The 26,999-nt window shown below is 40.0% G+C and carries 24 protein-coding genes; 20 read left to right on the top strand and 4 right to left on the bottom strand.

Translation table 11 applies throughout. The features are described 5' to 3' along the window. Nucleotides 1–4 precede the first annotated feature (4 nt). From B6D67_RS07295 to B6D67_RS10435, 15 genes are all read left to right on the top strand, one after another. A complete protein-coding gene (locus B6D67_RS07295; protein WP_011888695.1) occupies nucleotides 5–439 on the top strand; it encodes a hypothetical protein in 435 nt (144 codons plus the stop codon). Between the two features lie 3 nt (nucleotides 440–442). Next, nucleotides 443–1,024, top strand: a complete 582-nt coding sequence (locus B6D67_RS07290) for a bacteriophage Gp15 family protein (RefSeq protein WP_011888696.1) — start codon at nucleotides 443–445, stop codon at nucleotides 1,022–1,024. Then, the gene (locus B6D67_RS07285) at nucleotides 1,014–4,274 is read left to right on the top strand and encodes a tape measure protein (RefSeq protein ID WP_029714384.1); all 3,261 of its coding nucleotides are present in this window, start codon (nucleotides 1,014–1,016) and stop codon (nucleotides 4,272–4,274) included. Before B6D67_RS07290 ends, B6D67_RS07285 begins: the two co-directional genes overlap by 11 nt. Next, nucleotides 4,271–4,987: a distal tail protein Dit gene (locus tag B6D67_RS07280; protein WP_011888697.1), complete on the top strand. Its 717-nt coding sequence runs from the start codon at nucleotides 4,271–4,273 to the stop codon at nucleotides 4,985–4,987. The genes B6D67_RS07285 and B6D67_RS07280 overlap by 4 nt, the downstream gene beginning before the upstream one ends. Then, complete coding sequence (locus B6D67_RS07275) at nucleotides 4,984–7,128, top strand: phage tail spike protein (RefSeq protein ID WP_014635605.1); 2,145 nt, start codon at nucleotides 4,984–4,986, stop codon at nucleotides 7,126–7,128. Before B6D67_RS07280 ends, B6D67_RS07275 begins: the two co-directional genes overlap by 4 nt. Beyond that, nucleotides 7,125–8,135: a hyaluronate lyase N-terminal domain-containing protein gene (locus B6D67_RS07270; protein ID WP_011017589.1), complete on the top strand. Its 1,011-nt coding sequence runs from the start codon at nucleotides 7,125–7,127 to the stop codon at nucleotides 8,133–8,135. Before B6D67_RS07275 ends, B6D67_RS07270 begins: the two co-directional genes overlap by 4 nt. Before the next feature lie 12 nt (nucleotides 8,136–8,147). Beyond that, on the top strand, nucleotides 8,148–10,034 hold the full coding sequence (locus B6D67_RS07265) for a gp58-like family protein (protein WP_014635603.1): 1,887 nt from the start codon (nucleotides 8,148–8,150) through the stop codon (nucleotides 10,032–10,034). A gap of 11 nt (nucleotides 10,035–10,045) precedes the next feature. Beyond that, on the top strand, nucleotides 10,046–10,477 hold the full coding sequence (locus B6D67_RS07260; protein WP_002983467.1) for a DUF1617 family protein: 432 nt from the start codon (nucleotides 10,046–10,048) through the stop codon (nucleotides 10,475–10,477). A gap of 2 nt (nucleotides 10,478–10,479) precedes the next feature. Beyond that, entirely contained in the window at nucleotides 10,480–11,112 is a 633-nt protein-coding gene (locus B6D67_RS07255) for a hypothetical protein (protein ID WP_011888699.1), read from the top strand. 9 nt (nucleotides 11,113–11,121) lie between these two features. Next, the gene (locus B6D67_RS07250) at nucleotides 11,122–11,577 is read left to right on the top strand and encodes a phage holin family protein (RefSeq protein WP_011184730.1); all 456 of its coding nucleotides are present in this window, start codon (nucleotides 11,122–11,124) and stop codon (nucleotides 11,575–11,577) included. Between the two features lies 1 nt (nucleotide 11,578). Beyond that, nucleotides 11,579–11,701, top strand: a complete 123-nt coding sequence (locus B6D67_RS10530; RefSeq protein ID WP_029713948.1) for a hypothetical protein — start codon at nucleotides 11,579–11,581, stop codon at nucleotides 11,699–11,701. Then, complete coding sequence (locus B6D67_RS07245) at nucleotides 11,689–12,894, top strand: glucosaminidase domain-containing protein (RefSeq protein WP_011888700.1); 1,206 nt, start codon at nucleotides 11,689–11,691, stop codon at nucleotides 12,892–12,894. Before B6D67_RS10530 ends, B6D67_RS07245 begins: the two co-directional genes overlap by 13 nt. A gap of 139 nt (nucleotides 12,895–13,033) precedes the next feature. Further along, nucleotides 13,034–13,558, top strand: coding sequence for a Panacea domain-containing protein (locus tag B6D67_RS07240; RefSeq protein ID WP_011017840.1), 525 nt, complete (start codon nucleotides 13,034–13,036; stop codon nucleotides 13,556–13,558). Further along, on the top strand, nucleotides 13,546–13,854 hold the full coding sequence (locus B6D67_RS10440; RefSeq protein ID WP_228549913.1) for a hypothetical protein: 309 nt from the start codon (nucleotides 13,546–13,548) through the stop codon (nucleotides 13,852–13,854). The genes B6D67_RS07240 and B6D67_RS10440 overlap by 13 nt, the downstream gene beginning before the upstream one ends. Nucleotides 13,855–14,001: 147 nt before the next feature. Beyond that, the gene (locus B6D67_RS10435) at nucleotides 14,002–14,412 is read left to right on the top strand and encodes a hypothetical protein (RefSeq protein ID WP_228549912.1); all 411 of its coding nucleotides are present in this window, start codon (nucleotides 14,002–14,004) and stop codon (nucleotides 14,410–14,412) included. A gap of 49 nt (nucleotides 14,413–14,461) precedes the next feature. Here the strand turns inward: B6D67_RS10435 and B6D67_RS07230 are convergent, their stop codons facing one another. Together B6D67_RS07230 and sda3 are read right to left on the bottom strand one after the other, a co-directional pair. Then, complete coding sequence (locus B6D67_RS07230; protein ID WP_011017966.1) at nucleotides 14,462–14,896, bottom strand: hypothetical protein; 435 nt, start codon at nucleotides 14,894–14,896, stop codon at nucleotides 14,462–14,464. Between the two features lie 272 nt (nucleotides 14,897–15,168). Then, complete coding sequence (sda3, locus tag B6D67_RS07225; protein ID WP_011285611.1) at nucleotides 15,169–15,969, bottom strand: streptodornase Sda3; 801 nt, start codon at nucleotides 15,967–15,969, stop codon at nucleotides 15,169–15,171. Between the two features lie 237 nt (nucleotides 15,970–16,206). Here sda3 and B6D67_RS07220 point away from each other — a divergent pair, with 237 nt between their 5' ends. The 3 genes from B6D67_RS07220 to rocA all read left to right on the top strand — a co-directional run bounded on the left by B6D67_RS07220 (nucleotide 16,207) and on the right by rocA (nucleotide 19,955). Beyond that, nucleotides 16,207–16,389 (top strand): competence regulator inhibitor paratox, encoded by a 183-nt coding sequence (locus B6D67_RS07220; protein ID WP_011184907.1) that lies wholly within the window; start codon nucleotides 16,207–16,209, stop codon nucleotides 16,387–16,389. Between the two features lie 190 nt (nucleotides 16,390–16,579). Beyond that, on the top strand, nucleotides 16,580–17,935 hold the full coding sequence (rlmD, locus tag B6D67_RS07215) for a 23S rRNA (uracil(1939)-C(5))-methyltransferase RlmD (RefSeq protein WP_010922532.1): 1,356 nt from the start codon (nucleotides 16,580–16,582) through the stop codon (nucleotides 17,933–17,935). A gap of 664 nt (nucleotides 17,936–18,599) precedes the next feature. Continuing rightward, nucleotides 18,600–19,955 (top strand): transcriptional regulator RocA, encoded by a 1,356-nt coding sequence (gene rocA / locus B6D67_RS07210; protein ID WP_010922531.1) that lies wholly within the window; start codon nucleotides 18,600–18,602, stop codon nucleotides 19,953–19,955. A gap of 100 nt (nucleotides 19,956–20,055) precedes the next feature. On the opposite strand, the gene B6D67_RS07205 is transcribed toward rocA, so the two are convergent. Together B6D67_RS07205 and B6D67_RS07200 are read right to left on the bottom strand one after the other, a co-directional pair. After that, nucleotides 20,056–22,761: an alpha-mannosidase gene (locus B6D67_RS07205; protein ID WP_010922530.1), complete on the bottom strand. Its 2,706-nt coding sequence runs from the start codon at nucleotides 22,759–22,761 to the stop codon at nucleotides 20,056–20,058. Between the two features lie 14 nt (nucleotides 22,762–22,775). Then, nucleotides 22,776–24,062 (bottom strand): glycoside hydrolase family 125 protein, encoded by a 1,287-nt coding sequence (locus B6D67_RS07200; RefSeq protein ID WP_011285655.1) that lies wholly within the window; start codon nucleotides 24,060–24,062, stop codon nucleotides 22,776–22,778. 132 nt (nucleotides 24,063–24,194) lie between these two features. Between B6D67_RS07200 and B6D67_RS07195 the strand changes: the two genes are divergently transcribed. Then, entirely contained in the window at nucleotides 24,195–25,235 is a 1,041-nt protein-coding gene (locus B6D67_RS07195; protein ID WP_002983707.1) for a GntR family transcriptional regulator, read from the top strand. A 50-nt stretch (nucleotides 25,236–25,285) separates the two neighbouring features. Further along, on the top strand, nucleotides 25,286–26,980 hold the full coding sequence (locus tag B6D67_RS07190) for a beta-N-acetylglucosaminidase (RefSeq protein WP_010922528.1): 1,695 nt from the start codon (nucleotides 25,286–25,288) through the stop codon (nucleotides 26,978–26,980). The last annotated feature ends 19 nt before the right edge of the window (nucleotides 26,981–26,999 follow it).

The following is a 26,999-nucleotide window of genomic DNA, read 5'->3' as shown; positions in this document are numbered from 1 at the left end:
AATTATGTCTGAAATTATAGTTGACCTAAAGCGCACAGGTTTTCCGGTCAAAATTGGTCAGGTAGAGCTTTGGTTTGATACAAGCCAAGAGCGATTGATTGAGTTTTTTGATATTGAGACTGAAGTAAATCGTCGCCTCAATGAATATGAAAAACAGGTTATCGAAGCCAACTTAGACAACGAAATTGAAGATAAAGGGGTTACGAAAGATGTTGCCCAAAGTGCTTTAGATTTGGAAGCTAAATACTTAGAAATCAATTATGATCTACTATTCGGAGAAGGTACATTTGCACAGCTCTACGCAGAGTATCCCGACAAAGAAGCACTCGAGAATACTCTGGAAATTGTTTGCAGGGAAATTGAGGTCAAACTCAAAGAGTTAGCTATCGAAAGAGAAAAAATCGTTAAGCAGAAAACGAAAAAGTACAAAAAGGAGTAGCCTATGAAACTAAACGATCCATTAGTAGAGTCGTTTGAGTTTAGAGGTGAAATTTACTCCATTAATTTGAGTTTTAACAAGGTTTTAGATGTCTTTGACGTTATTGATGATGACTTTTTAAATGAGGCGGAAAAGTGTTTTTTGTGCCTTGATATTTTGCTAGATAGAACAGATTTACCTTTTTCCTATGCTGTGGACCTTTGGATTCATATCAAAAAAAATTATATTGATACGAAAAAGCCTGAGAAGCCTCAGCTTGACATCAAAGGGAATCCAATGCCTGTAGTAAAAGAAAAAGAGGATAACAAAAAAGTCATTGATTTGAGTTTAGACGCTGAGTTTATCTATGCGAGCTTTAGGCAAGCCTACCAAATCAATCTTTTAAAAGAGCAAAACAGATTGTCTTGGATTGAATTCAAGGCTCTTTTAAATGCTCTTCCAGACGATACTGTCATGCAGCGTATCATAGCCATTAGACAGTGGGAAGATGATGGTGAAGGCAGTAAAAAATACAGAGATAACATGCGTAAGCTAAAGGCTAAGTACAGTTTAGATGACGGAGAGGAGGAAGACGATGGCAGCTGATGGTAAGGTAACGATACTTGTTGACGTTGATGGTAAACAGGTAAAGGTGCTCAATAGTGAGTTAGATAAAGTTGCCAAGCACGGTGACAAAGGCAGCTCCTCTCTTAAAAAATTTGCGGTTGGTGCAGGAGTCTTTAAATTAGCTTCGGCTGCAGTTGATCTGGTTAGTCAATCTCTTGGCAAGGCTATCACAAGATTTGACACGCTTGAAAAATATCCAAGGGTGATGAAAGCAATGGGCCATAGCGCTGAGGATGTTGCGAGGTCAACAGATAAGCTGGCTAATGGGATTGATGGTTTGCCAACAACTCTAGACGAGGTTGTCGGAACCGCTCAACGTTTGACTTCTATCACTAAAGATATCAATAAGTCGACCAATCTCACACTAGCTTTAAACAATGCCTTTTTAGCTTCAGGAGCTTCATCAGAGGCTGCAAGCCGAGGGCTGGAGCAATATGCCCAAATGCTATCAGCTGGTAAGGTTGATATGCAAGCTTGGAAAACCCTCCAAGAAACAATGCCTTATGCCTTACAACAAACTGCGGAAGCTTTTGGATTTGCAGGGGCATCGGCTCAAAAGGATTTTTATGAGGCGTTAAAAAACGGGCAAATAACATTTGACCAATTTTCTAATAAGTTGATTGAGTTAAATGATGGTGTCGGCGGTTTTGCAGAACTAGCCAAAGAAAATAGTAAAGGGATTGAAACCTCTTTTAACAACATCAAGAACGCTATTGCAAAAGGTGTGGCCAATAGCATTAAGGCTTTGGATGATTTGTCTAAGGCTGCAACAGGTAAGGGCATAGCTGATCATTTTGATAGTTTGAAAGTTGTTATCAATGCCTCTTTTAGCGCCATCAATGCAAGTATTAAAGCTAGTACACCGCTATTTAAACTTTTGTTTAGTGTTATTGGTGCTGGAATATCAGTCGTCAAAGCTCTGTCGCCTGCCTTAGTTGGTGTAGCATCTGGTCTAGCTGCCATGAGGGCAGTTAATGAGACTATAACAATGATTAAAGCGCTAAATAGAGCTTGGGTTATGGCATCTGCATCAATGAGTATTGGAGCAACAACCATTAAGACTGTGACTGCGGTACAAGCGGTAAGTACCACGATGACTAAAGCAGATATGGTTGCAAGACTATCTCAGTTAGGTGTCTTAAAAGCCAGTACCGTGATTTATGGTGTTATGACAGGCGCTATCAGTTTATCTACTGCTGCAACCATAGCCAGTACTGCTGCGGTAACTGCGTTAAAAGCAGCACTTGTAGCCTTAACAGGTCCCGTTGGTTGGGTAGTAGGTGCGATTGGTGCGTTAGTTGCTGTTGGAGTAAGTTTGTGGTCATGGCTAACTAAAGAGTCAGATGAGACTAAAAAGCTGAAAAAAGAACAAGAAGGGCTAGTTGAAAGTAATAAACAGCTAAGAGATTCTGTCCGTGAGGGCGTGCAAGAGCGTAAGAAGGGCCTTGAGTCCGTCAAAGAAAGCACTGCTGCTCATCAAAAATTAGCTGATGAAATCATTAAGTTAGCAGCCAAAGAAAACAAAACTGCAGGCGAAAAACGAAATCTGAAGAATAAGATTGACGAGCTTAATGGATCTATTGATGGCTTGAACTTGGCCTACGATAAAAACTCAAACTCTCTTTCGCACAACGCAGATCAAATTAAGTCACGCATTAGCGCCATGGAAGCAGAAAGCACATGGCAAACAGCACAACAAAACCTGTTAAATATTGAACAGAAACGTAGTGAGGTTAGTAAAAAGCTAGCTGAAAATGCCGAGCTACGTAAAAAGTGGAATGAAGAAGCTAACGTCTCCGATTCCGTCCGAAAAGAAAAGATTGCAGAACTCACAGAAGAAGAAGCTAAACTTAAAAATATGCAGACTCAACTGCAGGAGGAGTATAACAAGACATCAGCTACTCAACAAGCTGCTGCAGACGCTATGGCTGCCGCTGAAGAATCAGGATCAGCAAGACAGGTTATAGCGTACGAAAATATGTCAGAAGCTCAACGAACTGCCATAGACAATATGCGCACTAAGTACTCTGAACTTTTAGAGACAACGATATCTATTTTTGATGCTATCGAACAAAAGACGGCATTATCAGTAGATCAAATGAATGCCAACCTTGAAAAAAATAGAGCTGCTACTGAACAGTGGGCTACTAATTTGGAGATTTTGGCTCAGCGTGGTGTGGATCAAGGTATTTTGGAGCAACTAAGGCGCATGGGTCCTGAAGGAGCCACACAGACGCAAGTTTTTGTGGATGCAACAGATGCCGAGCTAGCACCCTTGCAGGAAAACTTTAGAGCAGCCACAGAAACTGCTAAAAATGCAATGGGGAGCGTTTTAGACTCAGCAGGTGTGGAAATGCCAGAAAAAGTTAAAGGGATGGTCACTAATGTTTCTACGGGATTACAGGCGGAACTGCAAGCTGCTAACTTTGCTCAACTTGGCCAAGAAATCCCTAATGGAGTTTCTCAAGGTATAAGTCAAGGGGCAGGTAAAGCAAGTGACGCAAGTGTCAAAATGGGTCAAGAAGTTAAACGCTCTTTCCAAGGAGAGTTGGGTATCCACTCGCCATCGCGAGTATTTACTGAGTACGGTGGCCATATTACTGATGGCTTGAGTAATGGTGTGACAAATGGAACGTCAAAAGTTATGCAAACCATGCAGAGCTTGGCTCAACAGATGTCTCAAAAAGGACAGCAGATTGTTAATGACATGCGTAGCAAGTCGAACCAAATCACAGATGCTTTTAGCACGATGAGTGGTCCAATGCACTCTCATGGTGTTAATGCCATGCAAGGTTTGGCCAATGGTATTTATGCAGGGTCGGGGGCAGCTTTAGCGGCAGCTCAAAGCATTGCGGCACGTATCACCGCAACAATTCAAAGTGCCTTAGATATCCACTCGCCATCTCGTGTTATGAGGGATGAGGTTGGACGTTTTATCCCTCAGGGTATCGCTGTAGGTATTGATGCGGATAGAAAAGTCATTGACTCATCTATGCAAAAGCTAAAAGAGTCAATGACGATTAATGCGACCCCAGAAATAGCCTCTGGATTTGGCGGAGGAGTTGCGGAGATTGCTAATCAGACCACAAATAACTCAAATAACAGTTTTACCCTTAATGTCAAGGTTGATGAATCCGACGGTAATAGCCGCGAGAAATATCAACGTTTATTCAGAGAATTTAGCTGGTATATTCAACAACAACAAGGAAGGTTAGGTGATGTTAAATGACAGCTTTTATCAAGTTTGATGGTAAAAAATCTTCAGATTTTGATTTGAGAATTATTAATGACGTTGAGCATGACTCGTCCTTTTACGATGTTGATCAAGTTAAGGTACCTGGTCGTGATGGTGTGGTTTTAAAGGACAATAAAAGGCTTGAGGCTATTGAACGGTCTTACCCTTTACGTCTATATAGCAAAAGACGACTCACCGAAGTAGAAACTGACATAAGCAATTGGCTGAATGTAAAAGGTTGGAAAGACTTAGAGTTGTCATGGGAGCCTGATTATATCTATAAAGCAACACATATCACCCCTTTTAGCATAAAGGAGGTTTTAAGGAATTTCGGCAGACTGAAAATCAACTTCTTAATCCACCCTATCAAATATTTAAAAACAGGTAAGCAAAAAGTGACTCTTGTAAATGGTGGTACTCTACAAAATCCCGGCAATGTTCAAGCTAAACCTATCCTAAAAATCAAAGGCACAGGCAATGGTGTTTTAACCATTAATGACTTTGAGACAGGACTTGAAAATGTGCAGGGCGAGCTTGTTATAGATATGGAAAGGCACCTAGTCTATAAAGATGTCCTATCTGCTTGGGATAATATCGTAAGAACAGAACGCCACCGCATGCCGTTATTTGACGTTGGGCAAAATAAAATCTCGTGGACTGGTAGCTTTACAATTACCGCAGTGCCAAACTGGGGGGTTAAAGTATGATACCAGTTTTGTATGAGGCTAAGGAAACCAAATTTAGGACTTTTGGTCTCGGTGAGATTGCGGATGCTTATGAGGTTAAAGCCACTCGTGAGCGCAATGGTAATTACTCACTGTACATCAAATATCCGCTAGATGGTGTCTTTGCCTCAGTTTTTAAAGAGGAAATGAAGATTAAGTCTGACGCTGGTCGTAGAACCAAATGGCAGACTTTTGAGATTAATCGGGTACTACGAAATAGTAAAGACCACATCGAGATTTTTGCGCGTCATATCTCTATGCGCACACAGGATATTGCTTTAAAACCGTTTGTAAACGGTGCGAGCGTAGGAGCCGAATCAGCTTTAGAAATCTGGAAGAAAAACCTTGTCGGTGATGATAAGTTTGACGTTAAAAGCGACATCTTAACGCTTGGTAGCTTTAACTGGGAAATTGATAAAATCGGCAATGCCCGTGGTGCTCTAGGAGGTGTCGCTGGCTCTATCCTAGATGTTTACGGTGGTGAGTACGAGTTTGACAACCGTACAATCATCTTACGCAAGCAAATGGGGCGTAAAGCTCCCACGGTATTGGAGTATGGCCGTAATATCGTCAGCGTAGAAGAGGAGCGATTGCTAGATGGCAATTACACCTCTATCTATCCTTACGTAAGATATACGCCACAACCAAAACCGCAAGAGGAAACCCCTGGTAAGCCGCATGTAGGCGAGCATAAACAACCCGAAGAACAGCTAGTGACATTGCCTGAATTTATCCTAGATGGTCAGTATCTCAGCTTATATGCTCAGCGCAGAATCCAAATGGTTGATTTATCAAGTCATTTTAACGATGACAAAAATAAAAAAGAGCCAACAGTCGAAGAAATTAGAAAGTTGGCTCAGAAGTACCTTAAGGATAATAACGTAGGCGCCCCTAAAGTCAGCATTGAGGTTGATTATATCGACTTGTCACAAACACTTGACTACCAAGATTTTAGGGTCATGGAGGAGGTTGAGCTTTGCGATATTGTGCCGCTTTATTATCCAAAGTTTGGCATCACGACTGAGTCTGAAAAAGTAGTTGAGATTGTCTATGACGTCTATACAGATAGCAACCATACAATAAAGCTTGGCACGATTGGTCAATCAATCTCTAAGAGTTTGACAGGCGGGGTCTCAGAGCGTATCAATGCGTTGGAAAATAATCAAAGGGTTATTACTAATAACCAAAAACAGTTTGAACTCAATCTGCCTAAATACCTCAATGACATCAATGGTAAACGCGTTTGGTACGAAAAACCAGATGACAATATTGAGCACAAGATAGGTGATTACTGGTTCGAAAAAAATGGTAAGTATCAGCGCACTTGGATTTGGGATGGCCATCAATGGGTCAAGGTACTAGATACAGAGGATTTAAACCCTAACCAACGGGCCTTTGACGAGGCAATGGCTGAAATCGAAAAAGCCAAAAAAGCGCAGGAAGAAATTAACCAGCGTACTGACAAAGAGCTAGAGGAATTCCGAGCCACCCTCAAAAACCTAGCGTTACCAGAGGAAGCGATTAAAAAAATCACAGAGGCTATCAAAGTTGATGACATCCCGTCTATTAAACAAAGCTTTGATGACCTCAAAAACAAAGTCAGTGAAACGAGCGAGACGTCCCGTCTAAACGCCGAAATTTTAGGTAACAACGGTAAGACCCGCTATAACAAAAATTTATTGGTTGGCGACCCTAACCGCACCAAAACCTATGATGAGGATTACATCGAGGTAGAAGCCAACGATGGTGGTTTTAAACGTGGCGAGACGTACACGATTAGCTTTAGCCAGACTTGTGAGCTACTCCAAAAAGTGGCTATCACGCTGACACAGGCTAACAACAAGGGAGTTAAGTTAGTGCTGACACCAACTAAAGCAAAAACGGATGCACAGACGTTTGAGGTCACTAAGGATAAACAGTCTATAGAGGTATATCCTTTAAGTTATACAGGCGTTTTAACTGGTGACTGGTATAAACCTAAGCAAATAGATTTAAACGCCTCAGACACGCAGGAATTGGCTCTAGAGATGGCTTATAAAGAGGTTGTGGATGGTAAGGATGCCGCAATCACAGGGATATGGTCAGACAGCCCACAAATTATATTAGACGGAGGTAAAAAATGACAGAAACTATACCGCTACGAGTCCAATTTAAGCGGATGACTGCCGAAGAATGGACTCGCAGCGATGTCATCTTACTTGAGAGTGAAATAGGCTTTGAGACCGATACAGGATATGCTAAGTTTGGTGATGGTAAAAACCAATTTAGTAAGCTTAAGTACCTTAATAAACCAGATCTAGGTGCGTTTGCACAAAAAGAAGAAACTAATAGTAAAATCACCAAATTAGAATCAAGCAAAGCAGATAAAAACGCTGTTTACTTAAAAGCAGAGTCAAAAATAGAGCTTGACAAGAAATTAAATCTCAAAGGCGGCGTCATGACAGGTCAACTACAGTTTAAACCTAATAAAAGTGGTATTAAACCCTCATCTTCCGTAGGAGGAGCGATTAACATTGATATGTCTAAATCGGAAGGTGCTGGTGTTGTTGTCTATTCTAACAATGATACCAGTGATGGGCCGTTAATGAGCTTGCGGACGGGTAAAGAGACCTTCAATCAATCAGCGCTTTTTGTCGATTACAGCGGTAAGACTAATGCCGTTAATATTGCGATGCGTCAGCCAACCACCCCCAATTTTTCCTCTGCGCTTAATATTACTAGCGGCAATGAAAATGGTAGTGCGATGCAAATTAGAGGCGTCGAAAAAGCATTGGGAACGCTCAAAATCACACACGAAAACCCAAACGTTGAGGCAAATTACGATGAAAACGCTGCAGCGTTATCTATTGATATCGTTAAAAAACAGAAAGGCGGAAAAGGTACTGCTGCTCAAGGAATCTACATTAACTCAACCTCAGGAACGACAGGGAAGTTGCTTAGGATTAGAAATCTTGGTGATGATAAGTTCTACGTCAAGCATGACGGTGGTTTTTATGCCAAGAAAACTTCGCAGATTGATGGCAACCTGAAACTCAAGAATCCCACAGCGGATGATCATGCGGCAACTAAAGCTTATGTTGATAGTGAAGTCAAAAAATTAAAAGCACTCTTAATGGATAAGCAAGTGTAAAGAGGAGGAAATATGAGTAGAGATCCAACGTTGACATTAGACGAGTCAAATCTCGTTATTGGTAAGGATGGACGTGTGCATTACACATTTACCGCAGAGGACGACAACCCAAAAGTCAGACTAGCTAGCAAGTGTCTAGGCACAGCGCATTTTAATCAGCTCATGATTGAGCGAGGAGACCAAGCTACTAGCTATGTTGCGCCAGTAGTAGTTGAGGGTACAGGTAATCCGACTGGACTATTTAAAGACCTCAAAGAGATTAGCTTAGAGCTGACAGATACTGCTAATTCCCAGCTTTGGTCAAAAATTAAGCTGACTAACCGTGGTATGTTGCAGGAATACTACGACGGTAAGATCAAGACCGAGATAGTCAACTCCGCCAGAGGTGTCGCTACACGTATCAGCGAGGATACTGATAAAAAGCTAGCGCTCATCAATGATACCATTGATGGTATCAGGCGTGAGTATCGAGATGCTGATAGGCGCTTATCCTCAAGTTACCAGTCTGGCATTAACGGCCTAAAAGCTCAACTAGCCAATGATAAAATCGGTTTACAAGCTGAGATACAAGCAACCGCTCAAGGATTATCACAAAAGTATGATAACGAGCTAAGACAGTTATCGGCTAAGATCACAACAACCTCAAGCGGCACTACAGAGGCCTACGAGAGTAAGCTTGCGGGCTTACGTGCTGAGTTTACTCGTAGTAATCAAGGCATGAGGATAGAGCTCGAGTCTCAAATCAGCGGACTAAGAGCTGTACAGCAGTCAACAGCTAGCCAAATCTCACAAGAGATTAGAGACAGGACAGGAGCAGTCAGTCGTGTGCAGCAGAGTTTGGAGAGTTACCAAAGGCGTTTGCAGGATGCGGAAGATAATTACAGTAGCTTAACCCATACAATTAGAGGTTTGCAGAGTGATGTGGGGTCCCCGACTGGTAAAATCCAATCACGCCTTACTCAACTAGCAGGACAAATTGAGCAGCGGGTTACTAGAGATGGTGTCATGAGTATTATTAGTGGCGCTGGAGACAGCATTAAATTAGCTATCCAAAAGGCTGGCGGCATTAATGCCAAAATGTCTGGTAATGAGATTATCTCAGCAATTAACCTCAACTCCTACGGAGTAACAATCGCAGGTAAACACATCGCTCTCGATGGCAATACGACTGTCAACGGTACCTTTACCACAAAGATAGCAGAGGCTATCAAGATTAGGGCTGATCAGATTATTGCAGGCACGATTGACGCTGCTAGGATTAGAGTAATTAACCTTAACGCAAGTAGTATCGTTGGTTTAGACGCTAACTTTATCAAAGCTAAAATTGGCTATGCTATCACTGATTTGCTCGAGGGCAAAGTCATCAAAGCTCGTAATGGCGCTATGCTTATTGATCTTAGCTCGGCTAAGATGGATTTTAATAGTAATGCGACCATCAACTTTAACAGTCGTGATAACGCTCTGGTCCGCAGGGACGACACACACACTGCCTTTGTACATTTTAGTAATGCCACACCAAAAGGTTATACAGGTTCGGCACTCTATGCAGCCATAGGTATCACCTCATCTGGTGATGGGGTCAACAGTGCGTCATCTGGACGTTTTGCGGGTATGCGTTGCTTTAGGCACGCTACAGGCTACAACCACACTGCGGCAGTCGACCAAACAGAAATTTATGGTGATAGTGTACTTATTGCAGATGACTTTAGCATCAATAGAGGCTTTAAATTTAGGCCGGACAAAATGACTAAAGTACTCGATATGAATGACTTGTATGCGGCCGTAGTAGCCTTAGGCCGTTGTTGGAAGCACTTAGCTAACGTCGGCTGGAATACCGTTCATGGCAATTTTACAAATGCGGTCACTAACGAGTTAAATAATCATATCAACAAAATTTAATAGGAGAAACAATGGATTTAACATTAAAAAATAAAGAACTCAATACACTATATCGTGTACTAGACAAAATCAAAATCACTAATATGCGTGCTAATCGTGGCCGTGCTAAGCTGCTTGCCAAAGTAGTCGATAAAATCAATGAGTATGCAAAAGATGAGACCGACTTAATTGATATGTATGCAGCTAAGGATAAAGATGACAAATTTGTCATTGATGAGCACAAAAACATCAAGCTAGCAGACCCCGCTAAACTCGACGAGCTCAACGACCTACTCAACGAGCTAGCAGACGAAGAAATTGTGATTAAAGGGGGTGAGTACTCCAAGCGATTTATTGACTTTTTAAACTTTTTAGAAGAGTGTGAAGATGAATTTACATCATCTGAAATCATTCTTATCGACAACATTTTGGAACAATTCGAAGAAAGTAAAAAAGGAGAATAACTATGAAGACATTAACACTATCAGGCAAACCTTATCCAATTCATGAAGACGGTAAAGTTGTAAAAACAGAGGTTCGCTTAATCGGTGACAATGGGCTATTTATCCCCATTGAATTAATCGGTGATCAGACAGCTAAGGGAGCAGATGACCTTATTAAAGAGGGGCTAGATGCTTTTGTACGCGAGTATGTGACTAAATACGCCGTAGCAGAATCAGTGCAAAAAGTGGAAGAGTTGAGCCTCGCACAAAAAGAGATTGAGCAAAATGCGGAGCAAGCAAAGGTAACAGCAGAAGCCGCTGAAAAACAAGCTAAATCTCTGGAGCTTGTCATTGCAAAATCTCAAAAAATGGCTAATCTACAAGCAATCCATCTACTAACAAGCGGAAGCAAAGTGGAACCCGATATTTACAAAGGTCTTTTAGAGCTAATCGAGCCAGCCAAAAAAGGTGAGTATCAAGCCTATGATGTCTTTACGGTAGTAGACGAGTCGCACGAAGAGCAGGCAGGCGAAGGGAACCTAGTCTTTGTACACGTTAATGAAGCATTTGAGTATGACAAACAAACCTTAGAGGAGCTAGAGTCAGAAGCCAAAGTAACAGTTATCAAATATGCAGACTTAGTTAAGCAGGATTGAGGTGGTTAGATGATTATTGATTTAACAAGTCTTATTCACCTTTTCGGGGATTTAGTTCGTACCGTCGAAATCCACGTTTTTACACTTTTTGTCTGTTTTGACATTATCACAGGACTGACAAAAGGTATTACTAATAAGAGAGCAAACAGTACAAAAGGGCTATCTGGCATTATTAAACACTTTTTAGTTGTGTTGTTAGTCTATACTGTCTATCCTTACCTAATCTTGCTCGGAGCTAAGCCTTTAGCAGTCGCCTTTGTCCTATTTTTTATCGCCTGTTATGGTATTTCAATCGTAGAAAATTGGGGACAACTAGGTTTGCCAATGCCAAGTTTTGTCAGATCATTTTTCGAAAAGCTCAAACGTGATACAGACCAGTTTGATATTGCGACAATCAAAATTGATAAAACAGGTGTTAAACTCGAGGCGCCACAAGTTGACCTAAAGCAAAAAGAAGAGGAGTAGCATGAGAAAAGCAATCACACAACTAGCCGTCATCATAGCAATAGCGGTGCTATATTTTCCACTGGCCGTGATTTCTTTGATTTTGGCTCCTTTTATAGGAGAGGATGATAAATGGCATTTTTAGACAAAATAAAAAGCGCAGTTATCGCAGAGTGGCACACTCATAAGATTTTGCCATCCTTGACAACTGCTCAAGCTATTTTAGAGAGTGGGTGGGGCAAGCATGCTCCACATAACGCTTTGTTTGGTATCAAGGCAGATAGCTCTTGGACTGGTAAGTCATTTAATACCAAGACACAGGAAGAGTACCAGCCAGGTATTGTTACGGATATTGTAGACAGATTTAGGGCCTATGATAGTTGGGATGAGTCGATAGCTGACCACGGACAATTTTTAGTCGATAATCCACGCTATGAGGCAGTTGTTGGGGAGACTGACTACAAAAAAGCTTGTCATGCTATCAAGGAGGCAGGTTACGCCACAGCTAGTGGCTATGCGGAGCTGTTGATACAACTAATCGAGGAAAATGACCTGCAGAAATGGGATGAAGAGGCTATTGTCAGAAAGGAGGAGCAGATGATTAATTCTCAGTGTCGGGAAGTCATTGAATTTTTTATTAACTTAGCAAACGCTGGCGTTGGCGTGGATAAAGATAAGTTTGCGGGCTGGCAATGTGCAGATGTGCCTTGTTATGCAGCAAAGCACTGGTTCGATGTCGACCTTTGGGGAAATGCGATTGACTTACTAGATAGCGCTGCTGCCGTAGGTTGGGAAGTCCATCGCATGCCAACAGATGCAAATCCACGGACTGGAGCATTCTTTGTCCAATCAGTGCCGTATCACCAATTTGGACATACGGGAATTGTTATCGAGGATAGTGACGGTTACACCATGCGCACTGTCGAGCAAAACATTGATGGCAATCCTGATGCTTTGTATGTCGGTGCACCAGCTCGTTTTAACACTCGTGACTTTACTGGCGTGATAGGTTGGTTTTACCCACCATATCAAGGGGATACAGTCACGCAACCAGTCAGCACCGAGCCGCAAACTTCTGACACTATCGTAGAGACAGCAAAAACAGGCACCTTTACCCTTGATGTTGCAGAGATCAATATCAGACGCTGGCCAAGTCTAGCCAGCGAGGTTGTAGGTATCTACAAGCAAGGTGATACTGTCAGCTTTGATAGCGAGGGCTACGCTAATGGCTATTATTGGATTAGCTATGTTGGAGGCTTAGGTATGCGTGACTACCTAGCTATTGGACAGACTGATAAAGACGGGAACCGCATCAGTATTTGGGGTAAATTAAATTAGATAAGACAAATGCCCTCGCTTTTTGCGGGGGCTGTTTTTTGGTATCCTAATCAAGATGTAGTGTTAGCTAACTTTTTAGCTAACAAGATATAGTACTTGACAAATATGTTATAATTAAGAAAAAGGAGGTGTAATTGAGATGCATGCGTTATTTGTTGCAAATTATATAATTGAGTATTCAAATAAAAAAGGCTACAAAATTAATAACCTTAAATTGCAAAAATTATTATACTTCGTTAATGTAAGAAACATTCTTGAAAATGGAGCTCCGCTTTTTGAAGAGAGTATGGAAAAGTGGAAGTATGGACCGGTTGTTCCTGATGTCTATCATGAATATAAACGTTTTGGAGCTTTTTCCATTTCTACAGACGAGATGATTATGGAATATGTTGAATTCAGCGTCAGCCCATTCGGGGAGTTATCTGACTTAGAGATAACTGAATATGACTCACAAAAAGTAGAGAATACTCAATTGATTGAGAATACAGTTGATGCTCTGCATGGGTTCGGTCCGTTCGAACTTGTTGATATTACTCACGACCATACACCTTGGAAAAAGTATGAGGATAGAATAATGGACGGTGTCCAAGGAATTAAATATACAATCGAAGAAATAAAAGACTTTTTTGGACATAATCCAGGGGCTAAAATATGGGTACAATAGCTCCAGCGTTTATGGAATTATTACTAGATGCTAATTTTTGCAAAGCACCAGTAAATAATCAAGACACTTTATTAAAGGTTTATCATAGGGAAATGGCTAAAGATAATGTCACAATTCCTTATGAAATAATTGCTGAATATGTGTATAGTCACGAAGATAGCGTTGAAGAAAATGAGAAATTAAACTCAAATATCGACTTTATTATTTCGGAATTTTCAGGGACTGATACACAAAAAGATATTTTGATAAAAAACCTCGATAAAATAAAAAGCAATTATTCATTAGCTCAAACTTAGAAAAAATTTATACTTAAAAACTCTCAAGAAGCTAAAGATGTTCTGGAGAAGATTATCCCTGAGCTAAACACATTAGCAAAAGAAACTTCTAACCTTGCAGCTACAAATGACGAATTAAAAAAACAATCCGCAGAGACTGACGGTGTTTTGCAAAAAGTTAAGCAAGGAGTGGATGATGTTCGGAATACAAAATCTTCAATCTACACAGACTTTATTGCTATCTTAGGAGTGTTTTCAGCTTTTGTTTTTGTTATGTTTGGTGGTATAGATGTAGCAAGGGCGATATTTGACATTGGTAATGATCTTCAGACTCTTGATTTATCAAGGATGATTACTGTCTCAAGTCTAATGCTAATCGGTGTATTGACATTGATGTATTCTTTATTGCTGTGGGTAGCTAGAATTACAGGTAAAAATTTTGGTAACTGCTATTCGTCAAAATGTGATAATGGGTGTCGGCATAAATGGCGTCATTTTCTCATGAGACATTCATTTTATTTTTCTTTAATGTTCTTACTTGTTTTAACAACTGTAGTTAGTCACTGTCTCTTTAAATAAAAAGCCAACCGCTCTCTTGATTGAGGGCGGTTTTTTGTGTTATAAGTAATTATTTTTTTAATTTTTTTCTTTCATTTTCAATTTCTATTTCTCGTTTTATTAACCTATGAAGGAGGAATGGAAGTAGTGCTAAAATAGAACAACCTGTAAGAAATATTGCACTTACTTTGTCAGAACGATTAGTTGATAAAATGGTCGATAAATTATTTGATAGACTATTTGTCAAAATAGAAGCAAAATATAATGAATTGAAAGCCAGTAAAATAGTATTCTTCCATCTATCTACAGTTAGCTTTTTATATTCTTCCTGCAAACCATCATATGTTTTAATAAGTTCAAAAGCGGAAACAATTATCCCATTAAAAAAAATACTCATTAAAAGAACGATAAGTTCATTGTCATAATTAACAATATAAATTGGTATCACAGCTAAAGCCATTCCAACAATAACACTAAGTAACGATGCTTTTTTGGACCTTTTCATAAAATCACCCTTTTTCTTTCAATCTACTATACATATTACTCGATTCAATCATCCTCAACAAAGGCCGTTAAAACAGACTAATTTCTCAAAGTCCTATTTAAGGGACTTTCTAAATAGACGTTGTTTTTTTTAAAAAATAGCACAGATAGTAGCCTATACCAATTTTTCTTCAAAATTTAACTTTATACAAATTACCCCAAATATTAAATAAATAATCTAACATTTGGGATAATGTTCACAATCTAGATATTTTTATTAAGTATAAGTTTATGTTAAGCCGCTTCTTCAAACTCTTCGGTTTCTAAATTACTATCTTCTTCGTTTTGAGTTGAATCTAGCATCATTCCTGTTTGGTAATCCAATTCAGCTAAAGGAGATACGTTATCTAATGTAACTGATGTTACTCCAAAGTTGTCTACACTTTCTTTTTCACTACCTAACTTAATTTGAAGTAGATCTCCATTTTCATCAATTCCAACATACTGTAGAACTACTTGGCGAGGAACTAACTCATTTTTATGATAAACAGGAGTAACTTTATAGTCTAGCCAGAAGTTAGGGTGTAGAGCTAACCAGCTATCTAATCTATTTTCATAATAGAGCATTCCTAAAGGATTTTTGTCACTAAAGCCAGTATTAAGATATTTTGTCATTGTAACTAGGTTTTTAGGCTCGTCATTTAAGCCGCTAAATTGGTAACCAACTAAATGGCCACGGTCCATTAACCAAGTTGTTTTTCCATTAGCGTCAGTCAATTTGTAATTATGCCAGCCAGGAGGATTGAATTTAAGTCCTTTTCGTTTAATATTAGGCTCATCTTGATCTTTTAGCTGGATGTGTGCGAAGGTTGGCCTTTGCAGATTGTCAAGATCGCCCAAAACTAATTGGTAGCTACCAGTGAATGGTAAGATTCCTGGTGTCTCAGTCGCCTTCGTTCCTAACAAAATTTCCGTGGTATCAGGGAAATTTCTAATTTTTCTGGCTGCCGTAACAGTACTTGTGGTAAAAGTGGTGAGAATAGCTATTAAAATAACAACTAAACCTTGCCAAGTACGACGATTTGATTTAGACATATCCATGTCCTCCTTTTATTATTTACAGGTTAATTATATCACTTTAAATTAAAAAAACTTAAAATTAATAAAATTAATTTATCAATAATATTACGCTAAAATTTCTTTTTATTTAATATTCGCTAACAATCAATATTTTAGTTTGTAACAAAAAAGATGTTAATTAAATTTAAACGACCTTTAAATTTAATTATATTATTTCCTGTAAAATACGAATAAATAAGTAGGAGGGTAAAAATGCTAACATACGACGAGTTTAAACAAGCGATTGACCGTGGATATATCACAGGAGACACAGTTATGATCGTGCGTAAAAACGGACAGATTTTTGATTATGTTTTGCCACATGAGAAAGTAAAAAATGGAGAAGTTGTGACCGAGGAGATAGTGGAAGAAGTGATGGTGGAATTAGACAAATAAAAAAGACCTCGTCCAGAAGTCGGGGAATAGTCGAGGAACGACATTGTAAAGCCACAATTTTAGGAGTTTTATCTATATGTTCATTATATCAAAAATGGTAAAATAGAAGACGAAAATACTGCTAAAAATGTGTTGCTTGTGAATGCTTTTGGTGGTGAGATTAGGATACTAGAGGAAGTAAGGGGAAGAGATGGTCGTAAAGGTTAAACAGAAAATTCCTTTAAAAATTAAGCGAATGGGAATTAACGGTGAGGGGATTGGTTTTTATCAGAAAACTTTGGTATTTGTCCCTGGTGCTTTAAAGGGAGAAGATATTTTTTGCCAAATCACGGCGGTTAAACGGAATTTTGCAGAGGCCAAACTGTTAACGGTAAACAAGGCTTCTAAGAATCGTGTCAAACCAGCTTGTTCTGTTTATGAAACTTGTGGTGGTTGCCAAATCATGCATCTAGCCTATCCTAAACAGCTAGATTTCAAAGATGATGTGATTAGGCAGGCCCTTAAAAAGTTCAAACCAACTGGCTATGAACAATTTGAGATTAGACCGACTTTAGGAATGAAAAAGCCAGATCACTATCGGGCCAAATTGCAGTTTCAGCTGCGGTCATTTGGCGGGACGGTCAAGGCTGGTTTATTTTCCCAGGGAAGTCATCGCTTGGTTCCTATTGACAATTGCTTGGTACAGGATCAACTAACGCAAGATATTATCAATAAGATTACGCAGTTAGTGGACAAGTACAAGTTGCCCATTTACAATGAGCGCAAGATTGCTGGGATTCGGACGATAATGGTTCGTAAGGCACAGGCTAGTGATCAGGTACAGATTATTGTTGTGAGTAGCAAAGAAGTTAGGTTAGCGAATTTCATTGGCGAATTGACTAAGGCATTTCCTCAGGTTAAAACGGTTGCCTTGAATAGTAATCGTTCTAAATCGAGTGAGATTTATGGGGACGAAACGGAAATTCTATGGGGACAAGAGGCGATTCATGAAGAAGTTTTAGACTATGGATTTGCGTTATCACCGAGAGCTTTTTACCAACTTAATCCACAGCAGACAGAAGTTTTGTATGGTGAGGTGGTGAAGGCCTTGGATGTAGGGAGCAAAGATCATATTATTGATGCCTATTGTGGGGTTGGCTCGATTGGCTTTGCTTTTGCAGGGAAGGTCAAGTCTGTGCGGGGGATGGATATTATCCCAGAAGCGATTGAAGATGCACAAAAAAATGCCAAAGCCATGGGCTTTGACAACGCTTACTATGAGGCAGGGAAGGCAGAGGATATTATTTCTAAATGGTATAAACAAGGTTACCGCGCGGATGCCGTCATTGTGGACCCACCAAGAACTGGTTTAGATGATAAATTATTAAAAACGATTCTTCATTACCAGCCTAAACAGATGGTTTATGTGTCTTGTAATACCTCCACTTTGGCCCGCGACTTGGTGCAGCTAACAAAGGTTTACGATGTTCACTATATCCAAAGTGTAGACATGTTCCCCCATACAGCTAGGACCGAGGCTGTCGTGAAGTTACAAAAACGTGTATGATTGAGTGGCAATAACAACTCAAGTTTTATAAGCTCAGGTAATGGGTTTGAGCAATAGCTTGACATAGTAGGGATGTCAAAAACGGTTTACTAAGCATAGTCATATTATTGATAACTCTATGTTTATTTTAGAAACATTCATGGTTAAAAAAGTTTGTTAGTTTGTCACTAAGTAGGGTCTATTTGAAGAGCAAGTACACACAGACAATATTAGGATAATTGGTTGTTGAAAAAAAGCTGTTTTTTGCTATAAATTAGAAAACTGAGTGGTCAGGAGGTTACATTACCAGAAGTTATTTTAGTATGCTAATATGAACGATGATATAGAGGATTTATCCTGATTTAATCTTTTAAGCTGTAAGAAACCTTTGCAAAAACTGTAGGCTGTGTGAGTCTTTATGTGTTAGATATTAAAGATAAATGCAACACTTTTTTATAATGAGATCAACAACTGATAAATCTGAGTTGATAACCAGTAAAATGATCGGAATGTAGAAAAGTTACTTAATCAAGCTTTTCGTAATTTAACTGTTAGAATGACAGAACTTATGATAAAATAAAGAATATGATTAAAATGAAAAAGCTCAGTTTATCTATTACGGAGTTCGAAATGAAAAGAAAATCGAGATGTGATAACATATTTTGAACGAGAAGGAGAAGGATAAATGTTAGAAGATTTTCTTCAATTTTTAGGATTTATATTTTTAGATATTATTGAAATTATGTTAACGTTAAAGCTTTTTAGCTTTGTAAGTGCAATTCCGCTTCGCCTGAAAAATATTTTTTATTTATCACTTAGTATGGTTTTGTTTCAAGTAGTTTTTTGGGCTTTCTTTCCAGACCATTTCATTCTTGATGTTGTGATGTTGGCTCAGTTTCTTTTCTTTGCGCTTATAGCCCTATACTATGGTAAATCAATAAAAGCTAAGTTTTTAATGTTTTATGCCTTTTTTCCACTAGTGTCTATTAGTTTGGTTAAGCGATTTATTGTATTTTTTGTTATGCCATTGTTTGGTATGCCTTATTCAGTTGTTAAACATAATACACTACTGATTTACAGCATTACTTGTTTTAGTATTTTTTTGATTTATCGCTGCATTCAAGTTTTTCATTTCGATTTTTCAACCTGGCGCCAATATTTTCAATCACATAGAGCTAGTAAACTATTAGTGTTTACTAACTCTTCGATGGCTCTATATTACTTGTGTGTCCAAGGGATAGATGTGATGTCGCCTTCTTTATCAGGACTTGCTACAACGACTGCTCGTTCAATCATAGTGCTCTTTTATTTCATTTTGTTTCTTACTTTATTAATTCATTTAGAGCGTTATGTAAAACAAAACTCTATTGAGGCAATTGTGCAACAAAAAGAATATCGTGAGCTGATTAATTATAGTCAGCACCTTGGATTGCTGTATCAAGATATTCAAGAGCTTAGGCGGCTATTAACTACCGTGTCTAGTCGTCTTAAGATTGGAATCGAACAAAATGATATCTCTATTGTGAGACTTACTTATGAAGGTATCTTGAATGCTGAAAAGAATAATGCTAAAGATGACAGACTTGATTTAACTTGTTTAGATAAATTACAAGTTGAAGCAATCAGACATATTGTTTTAGCTAAATTAATTGAGGCAAAAAATAAGAAGCTTAAGGTTGAGGTATCGATCCCTAATTGTATTGCAACGTTTTTTCTAGAAGTAGTAGATTTCACTAAGCTATTGTCATTTTTGTTAGATAATGCTATAGAAATGAGTTTGGAGACAAAGCAACCTTGCTTATCAATAGCATTTCTGGATCAAAACCATAAACTTGTCATAGTCATTCAAAGCAGTACTAAACAAGGACAAGATGATAGTCAAAGCGTGTTTGCTATACCGGCTTTGAAAAAAAGAGATGACTGGCAATTTGACTTAAGGAATGTCACGACCATTTTAAATCGTTATGACTATCTCACAATTAGCTCGCAGATTCATGATGGCATTTTAACCCAGTTAATAGAAATAGCTAAGCCTGACTGATGTTAAAGGTATGAATAATCACTCAAAATCAACTTAAGAGTCTGAGACAATAGTCCCAGACTCTTTTTGAATATGTTAATCTATTACTAATGATAATAGTTTATTGTTTCTTCCAAGCTAGAGTTAAAATTTCCGCTTTGCCAAGTTGGCTGGGTGTGCTTTGCTTGCTGTCTTTTTCTAACAAATTAGTGACCTTGGCATTGTAGTTTGGCAGGCTTAGGCTAAAGTCACAAGTTTTATCGTTTGAGAGATTATAGCTGCGCGTGATAAGGGCATTGTCTGCTAAGCGACGTTTGAAAGCTGTGAGGGCAACTTGGTCGTTTGTACCCGTCAAATAGCTATATTCTGCGGCTAATGTTCCCTCGTGTTGGTTTGTTTGTGTGGTAATAACAGGGACTTGGCCTTCTTGAGCTCGCCAGTAGCTGGCAAATTGTGTTTGCTTAGTGATGCTTTCAAAACTATAAGAAAGGCTGTGTTTGCCAAGACACTGGGCTTCAGGTGTTGGGAAGTAACCCCAGTCGCCCATTTCGCCAACAGAACGTAAGAGAGTGATGGCAATGGTGTTGGTATCTGGTAAGATCTCATATTCGTTGAGGCCATAGTTACCAATAGTGACTCCATTTTCACCATCAAAGAGACTCACAAAGCATTCTTGGTGCTGTGGGTTACTTGGATTCTTCCAAAAGGTGGCATCTGGATGATTTGGACGTTTGACAGTTTCAAAAATACTGTCAGCTAGATGATGGTCTGTTTTAAGGTGCGTTGGGAATAGGACGCGCAAGCGATGATTAGTCATTTGGTTATCAAAACGTGTGGTGAATTGGAGGCGAGGATTATTTTTCTCCATGCGGATAAGGGTTGTTAAGGTTAGCTCAGCCTTTTCTTGTGAACGTCTTGCTTGGCGTTCTGTGATGTCAATGACAGCCTCCATCTCAGCCTGTAAGAGCTTATCTGCGGAGATAGGAATGGCAAAGGTTTGCTGGATTTCAAGTTCAGCAACTTGAGCGGTGTTGCTAATGATGTTAAGCTTGATGGTCCCTTGATCCGCATAGAAAGGTTGGTCATGATTTGGCTGGCGAGAAATATATTCATTTCCAATATCGCCACAATCTTCAAACCGCAACAGGTCTTGATAGATTAGTCCAGATTGTTTATCGGTGATGGTTAGACGACCATCGGTTTGTATCATAACTTTTAGAAACCCATTTTCAAGGCACTGATTACTGTCATCGTAGAGGGAAACGGTTTCTGAAGGAGTTGTTTCATTTCCTAGCTTTAATGCTAAGGTTTTCCAAGACATGGCTGGGAGAGTTATTGGTAGCCGTAATCTCACTTTGATGGCGAAATAAGGTTCGCGGAAGGATCTCTTGGGCAAATCGTAGTCAAAAGCGATGCTTGTGCCTAAAATTTCTGCTTCGGGTCTCACTTGTCCACTAGTGTCAATAATTTGGAAAGATTGGGAGAGTCTTGCCAAATATTCTTGAGCTTCTTGGTAAACCTCTTTAGGAAAGCGTTGGCCAAAATGATATTTTTTCCAGGTCAGGCTGAGCTCAGCAACACTTGTTTTGGAATGGCCGCTGGTATTAAATAAGACGAAGGGTTGGCTATCCATTGGAAAATCCCTGGTATCAATGGCGTCAGCAATTTGCTTAGCAGCTTCTTTTGCTAAATAGTGTCCGACTTCATAGGCTTTTTCAAAGCGCGTCATCATTTCCCGATGAACGCTATCAACACTACAACCACAGATAGAATCATGAGGGTGATTTTGCATGAGGGTTTTCCAAGCGTAACGCAGTTGGTCGTGAGGGTAGGTACTTGTTACCTCATAAGCCATTGCTGCTAAGGGTTCGGTGATGTTTTCGAGTTGGCGAGAGACTCTGGTATTAGCCTGTTTGAGGTAAATACGAGCAGAAGCCGTGTTAGCTAGGGTATACCAGCCATCGGTTTCTTGACTGGTAATCTCTCCTTGGACGGTTGAAAGGTTCTCTGGTAAATCATCTGCGAGATCAGCCAAGTAATCTTCAAAGCAGGAATGCACAAATTCGTAGTCAGGATAGAGTTGGTTGGCTAAGGCGATTGCCTTGGTGACATCAAGTTGTACGGGTTGATGATCACACCCGTTCATCATCAGAAGGTGCTTGGTTGAGGCGAAGCGTTCGGCATCAGCAAGTTTTTTATCCCAAAAAAGACGCGCCTCAGCTTCTGTTGTCGGGATCTCATTGCCATTGCTGTACCAGTTGGCGAAGAGGAGTCCAAGAATACGACTGTTATCTGGGCCTTGCCAACTGATTTCAGAGAATTGGGAGCTGTATTTTTCACTGGTATCCACCTGATTGTTAAATCCAGTTGGACGAATGCCACGACCAAAGGCAGCAGCTTGTAGGCCGGCTTTTAACATCAGCTGTGGTGTTTGTCCCATATTTCCAAAGGTATCAGGAAAATAACCAAGTGGCACACTAGCGCCCCATCTGTCACAATCTTCCTTACCAATCAGCATATTGCGCACATTGGATTCACTGCTGGTCAAAAAATCGTCCTGTAAGATATAGAAAGGTCCGATACGGAGTTTTCCCGAAGCAATGGCTTGTCTAATCTCAGGTTCTCGTTCGGGGCGTACTTTTAAATAATCATCTAGGATAATGGTTTGCCCATCCAAATGAAAACTATGAAAATCAGGATCCGTTTGAAAAACTTCTAACAGGTCATCTATTAAGTTAATCAGACGCATGTGGTGTTGTTCGTAAGCCATGTACCACTCGCGATCCCAGTGACTGTGTGAAATAATATGTACTTTTTTAGTTGCCATAGTGGCCTCACTTTCTAAGGAGCAATACTAAAGCCCAGATAGTCAAGAAGTAGTTCACAGAACATCATGTTAGCCCAAGAGAACCACTCACGAGTGTATTGATAAGGATCATTGACATCGAAACCCTCGTGCATTAAGTGGGTACCAGCATCTGTTGCCACAAGCAAATCAAGCATCTCTTTTTTACTGTCTTGGTCAAGAGCGGTCAATCCTTGTAAGGCAAGGGCGATATGCCAGATATAATTTTCTGGTGTATGGGAAGAACCGATGCCTGCTGCTGCATTTCCCTGATAATAATAAGGGTTTTCTTGGCTGAGAATGGTGCGGCGCGTTGCCAGATAGATAGGGTCATCTTTAGTGCAAAAACCAAGGTAAGGTGCAGCAAGGAGGCTTGGAATATTAGCATCATCCATGATGGAAAACTGTCCCAGACCATCCACTTCATAAGCGTAAATGGTTTCTCCCTTGCTGTTTTGAACAAGGGCATGGTCTGCAATACCCGATTGAATAGCTTCTTTCAGCTGCTTGGCACGAGTAGCTACTGGTTCATTGTGAAAAAGGTTGTTATATAAATCTTCTAGATAGGAAAGCACAACCACTGCAAACATATTTGAAGGAATGAGGTAACCATATTGACAAGCATCATCACTTGGTCTAAAGCCTGACCAGGTCATCCCTGTTGGTGCGACAGGACTTCCTTTTCCAGCATGTGTTAGGGTATCTTCTTTGCGCCAAGTATCGCGTTCAAACAAGTAAGGGGACTGGGCGTGGTCTTGCTCAACTGTCCATAGGTCAAGAATGAGTTCTACCCCACGATGAAAATCGTCATTAAACTGATCGGTGCTTCCTGTTTCACGATAGAGCAGATAAGCCAGTTGAATAGGGTAGCAAAGGCAATCAATCTCATATTTGCGTTCCCAAATCCAAGGGTTCATTTGGGTATGATCTGTTTGGTGTCCTTTTTCGTTAGCTTCTTCGTTGAAGGCATTGGCATAGGGATCGATACAAATGTAGCGGAATTGGCGTTTGACCAGACCGGCAATAATCTTTCTAATTTCTTCATCTTCCTTGGCGAGGAAGAGGTAAGGTTTCATTTGCGCAGTGGAATCACGTAACCACATGGCAGGAATATCGCCAGTTAAAAGAAAGCTAGTGCCATCTTCGTAGGTTTTTAGGGTTGTCTCTAAGGTATTGGTAAAGCTGGTTTTGAAATTAAGAGCCCAATCAGGGTGTTGGTCTCCACAAAGGCTTTCCACCTTGGCCATAAATTGGCTGACGCTAGTTGGGATTGGTCGTGTCATGTCATATCCTCCAAAATGATATATCATTTATCTTCGGTTTCATTATAAATGATAAGTTAAACTTTGTCTATAGGTTTTTGAAAAGGTTTACAACTCTTTTTTGACATGTTATACTGATAACAGGAGTAAAGAATGACAAAATTATTATACAAAAAGATATATCATTTCATTAAAGAGCAGATAGCATCAGGTCGTTTGCAAATTGGTGACCGCCTACCTACTGAAAAAGAATTGTCAGAACAGTTCTCGGTTAGCCGTATCACTTCTAAGCGAGCGCTTGTAGAACTGGAGCAAGAAGGCTTGATTACGAGAAGTCGTGGGAAAGGAAGCTTCGTAGCTAAAAAGCAAGTGACGTCCCCTGAAGCGAATAAGGATTTATTGTTGATTCTTCCTTTTGCTTCTGATTATGAATTGGGAGATTATGCTAAGGGAATTATGACCTCCATTGCTGAAACAGGTTACCGTCTCATGGTTCAATTGGCCAGTACAGTAAGGTTAGACACCCTGTCAGACTATGCTGGGATTATTTATTATCCTGAAGATGTCAATCACAGTATTGATTTCCTGTTTTACTGCGACCATCATCACATTCCTCTAGTCTTGTTGGATAAATCTCTAGATCTTTTTCAGTTTCCGTCTGTTGTAGCGGATAATAAAGGCGGTGCCTGTCAATTGACTCAGCACTTGATTGAGCAAGGCTGTGACCAGATTAGTTTTGTGGCAACAGGCTCTTTTGGAGAAGTATCATCCGTTAGAGACCGTTATTTGGGTTACTTAGCGGCAATGGCAGAATCGTCTCTAAAATCCCATTATTTTCCTAAGACAGAGACTGAAACAACAGATGCTTATTTGGACCGTTTGGTGAAAACCTTATCGGAGACGACAGCCACTAAAAGGGGGCTTGTCGTGGAAAACGATTGGTTGGCTATTCAGCTGATTCAAAAAATCACACAGGTAGGCTTATCTATTCCTGATCAAGTCGCTATTGTAGGCTTTGATAATAGTCAAGCCTCCCGTTTGTTGAGTCCCAAATTAAGCACAGCAGCTCAAGATTTTTACCAAATGGGGCAAGAAGCAGCTAAAGTCTTGTTGCAGATTATTCATGAGCCAGACCAAGCAGTGGTGTCTTGCCAGTTACCTGTTCAAGTATTTATCAGAGAAAGTAGTCACTAAAAAAGACGTTACTAGCATGAGCTGGTTAGCTCAGGTAAAGGAGACCAGAAATGACCATTTATCACGCCTTAAAGGATTATCAAGAAGTCATGACAAGAGGAGACTATCTTGTCTTTGACACGCCATTGACTTGCCGATTTATTGGCCGTTTTTTCCGCTTTGAAAATCAAAAAGCCCTGCTGGCAGAATTGGCAACGTCAAAGTATTTTCAGTGGATTGAAGAAGGCCAAGCAGAGGTGACGATGAAACACTTTTTTAACCGTCAGCTGGCTAAGGATGCCTTTACCCTGAAGATTTCAGAAGATAAGGAAATCATTATTGAAAGCCAAAACCTTAGAGGTTTTCGTTACGCCCAAGAAGCTTTGCTTAAAGTCATGACCTTCAAAGGGGATAAACTTTATTTGCCCATTGTTTCTGTCAAGCACAGCCCTTCTTTTGCTATGCGGGGGATAATTGAAGGCTTTTACGGAACACCGTGGACACGAGAAGAGCGGTTAGATTGCCTGCGTTTTATTGGAAATAAAAGGATGAATACTTACATGTATGCTCCTAAAGATGATGATTACCAACGAAAACTGTGGCGCGATCTTTATCCTGAGGATTGGGTGACTTATTTCAAAGAGCTACTTGCAGTAGCCAAGGAAGAAGGGCTTGATTTTTGGTATATGATTAGTCCGGGGCTTGATTTTGATTATACCAAGGAAGCTGACTATCAGTTGCTCTATCAAAAATTGCAACAACTTCTAGCGTTAGGTGTTTGTCATTTTGGGCTTTTGCTGGATGATATTGACTACCAAATTGTAGATGCTGTTGAGAGACGATTCAAAAAGACTGCCTATGCCCAGGCCCACTTGGCAACTGAGGTTCATCACTTTTTAAACCAACAACATGCGGCGCCAGAATTGGTGATCTGTCCGACAGAATACGACAACCACCATGATTCTATCTATTTGCAAGAGCTGTCAGAAAGGATTCCTAAAGAAGTCGCCTTTTTCTGGACAGGCCCAAGCACGCTAGCGAGTCAAATCTCGCAAGCAGATATTGAAACTATGGCAGCAGTATATCAACGGCCTATCATTATTTGGGACAATATTCCTGTTAATGATTATCAAAAAGATCCAGAACGTCTCTTTTTAACCCCTTTTGCCAATCGCTCGCCATTTTTATGCCAGCCAGACTATCAGGTCAAGGGGATTGTTTCTAACCCTATGATTAGTTGGGAATTATCTAAGCTTACCTTGACAGATATGAGCCATTATCTGTGGGATGCTAACCGTTATCAGCCTAGTCATTCTTGGCTAGAAACCTTAACAGACTATACAGAAGATACTGAATTAGCCTTAGCTTTACAGGCATTTGCTTGGCATAATGGCAATCGTCATCTGCACAGGGACCTTCCTTTTGAAGTGGAAGAAGCTCTCCTGGCTAAGGATGTATCAACGTTATCAGCTTGGGTAGCTGAATTGGTCGAACGTGTCAATACGTTGAGAAAGCTAGATAAGCCAGCGTTTCAACAAGCTATTGCTCCTTGGTTTGAACGGGTGGCCAAAGACCAAGATTTTTGGCAGGCTATGTTAAATCAGGAGCCTCAGTTGGAAACACTCTATGCTGACTTACAAGAAGATAAACACCGTATTGGAAGTGACATTCCAAGTCGTTACTATCGCATCTACTATCAACAGCAAGATAAACTAACAGCTAATCAAGGTCAAGTTACCCAAGCAAGACCGGAAGACTATGCTTAGCATACGAGCTAGAAAGGAA

It is taken from the genome of Streptococcus pyogenes, from assembly GCF_002055535.1.
GTDB classification, from domain to species: domain Bacteria; phylum Bacillota; class Bacilli; order Lactobacillales; family Streptococcaceae; genus Streptococcus; species Streptococcus pyogenes.
The sequence above is the reverse complement of the archived record's forward strand: the minus strand, read 5'-3'. Positions and strand labels throughout refer to the sequence as shown.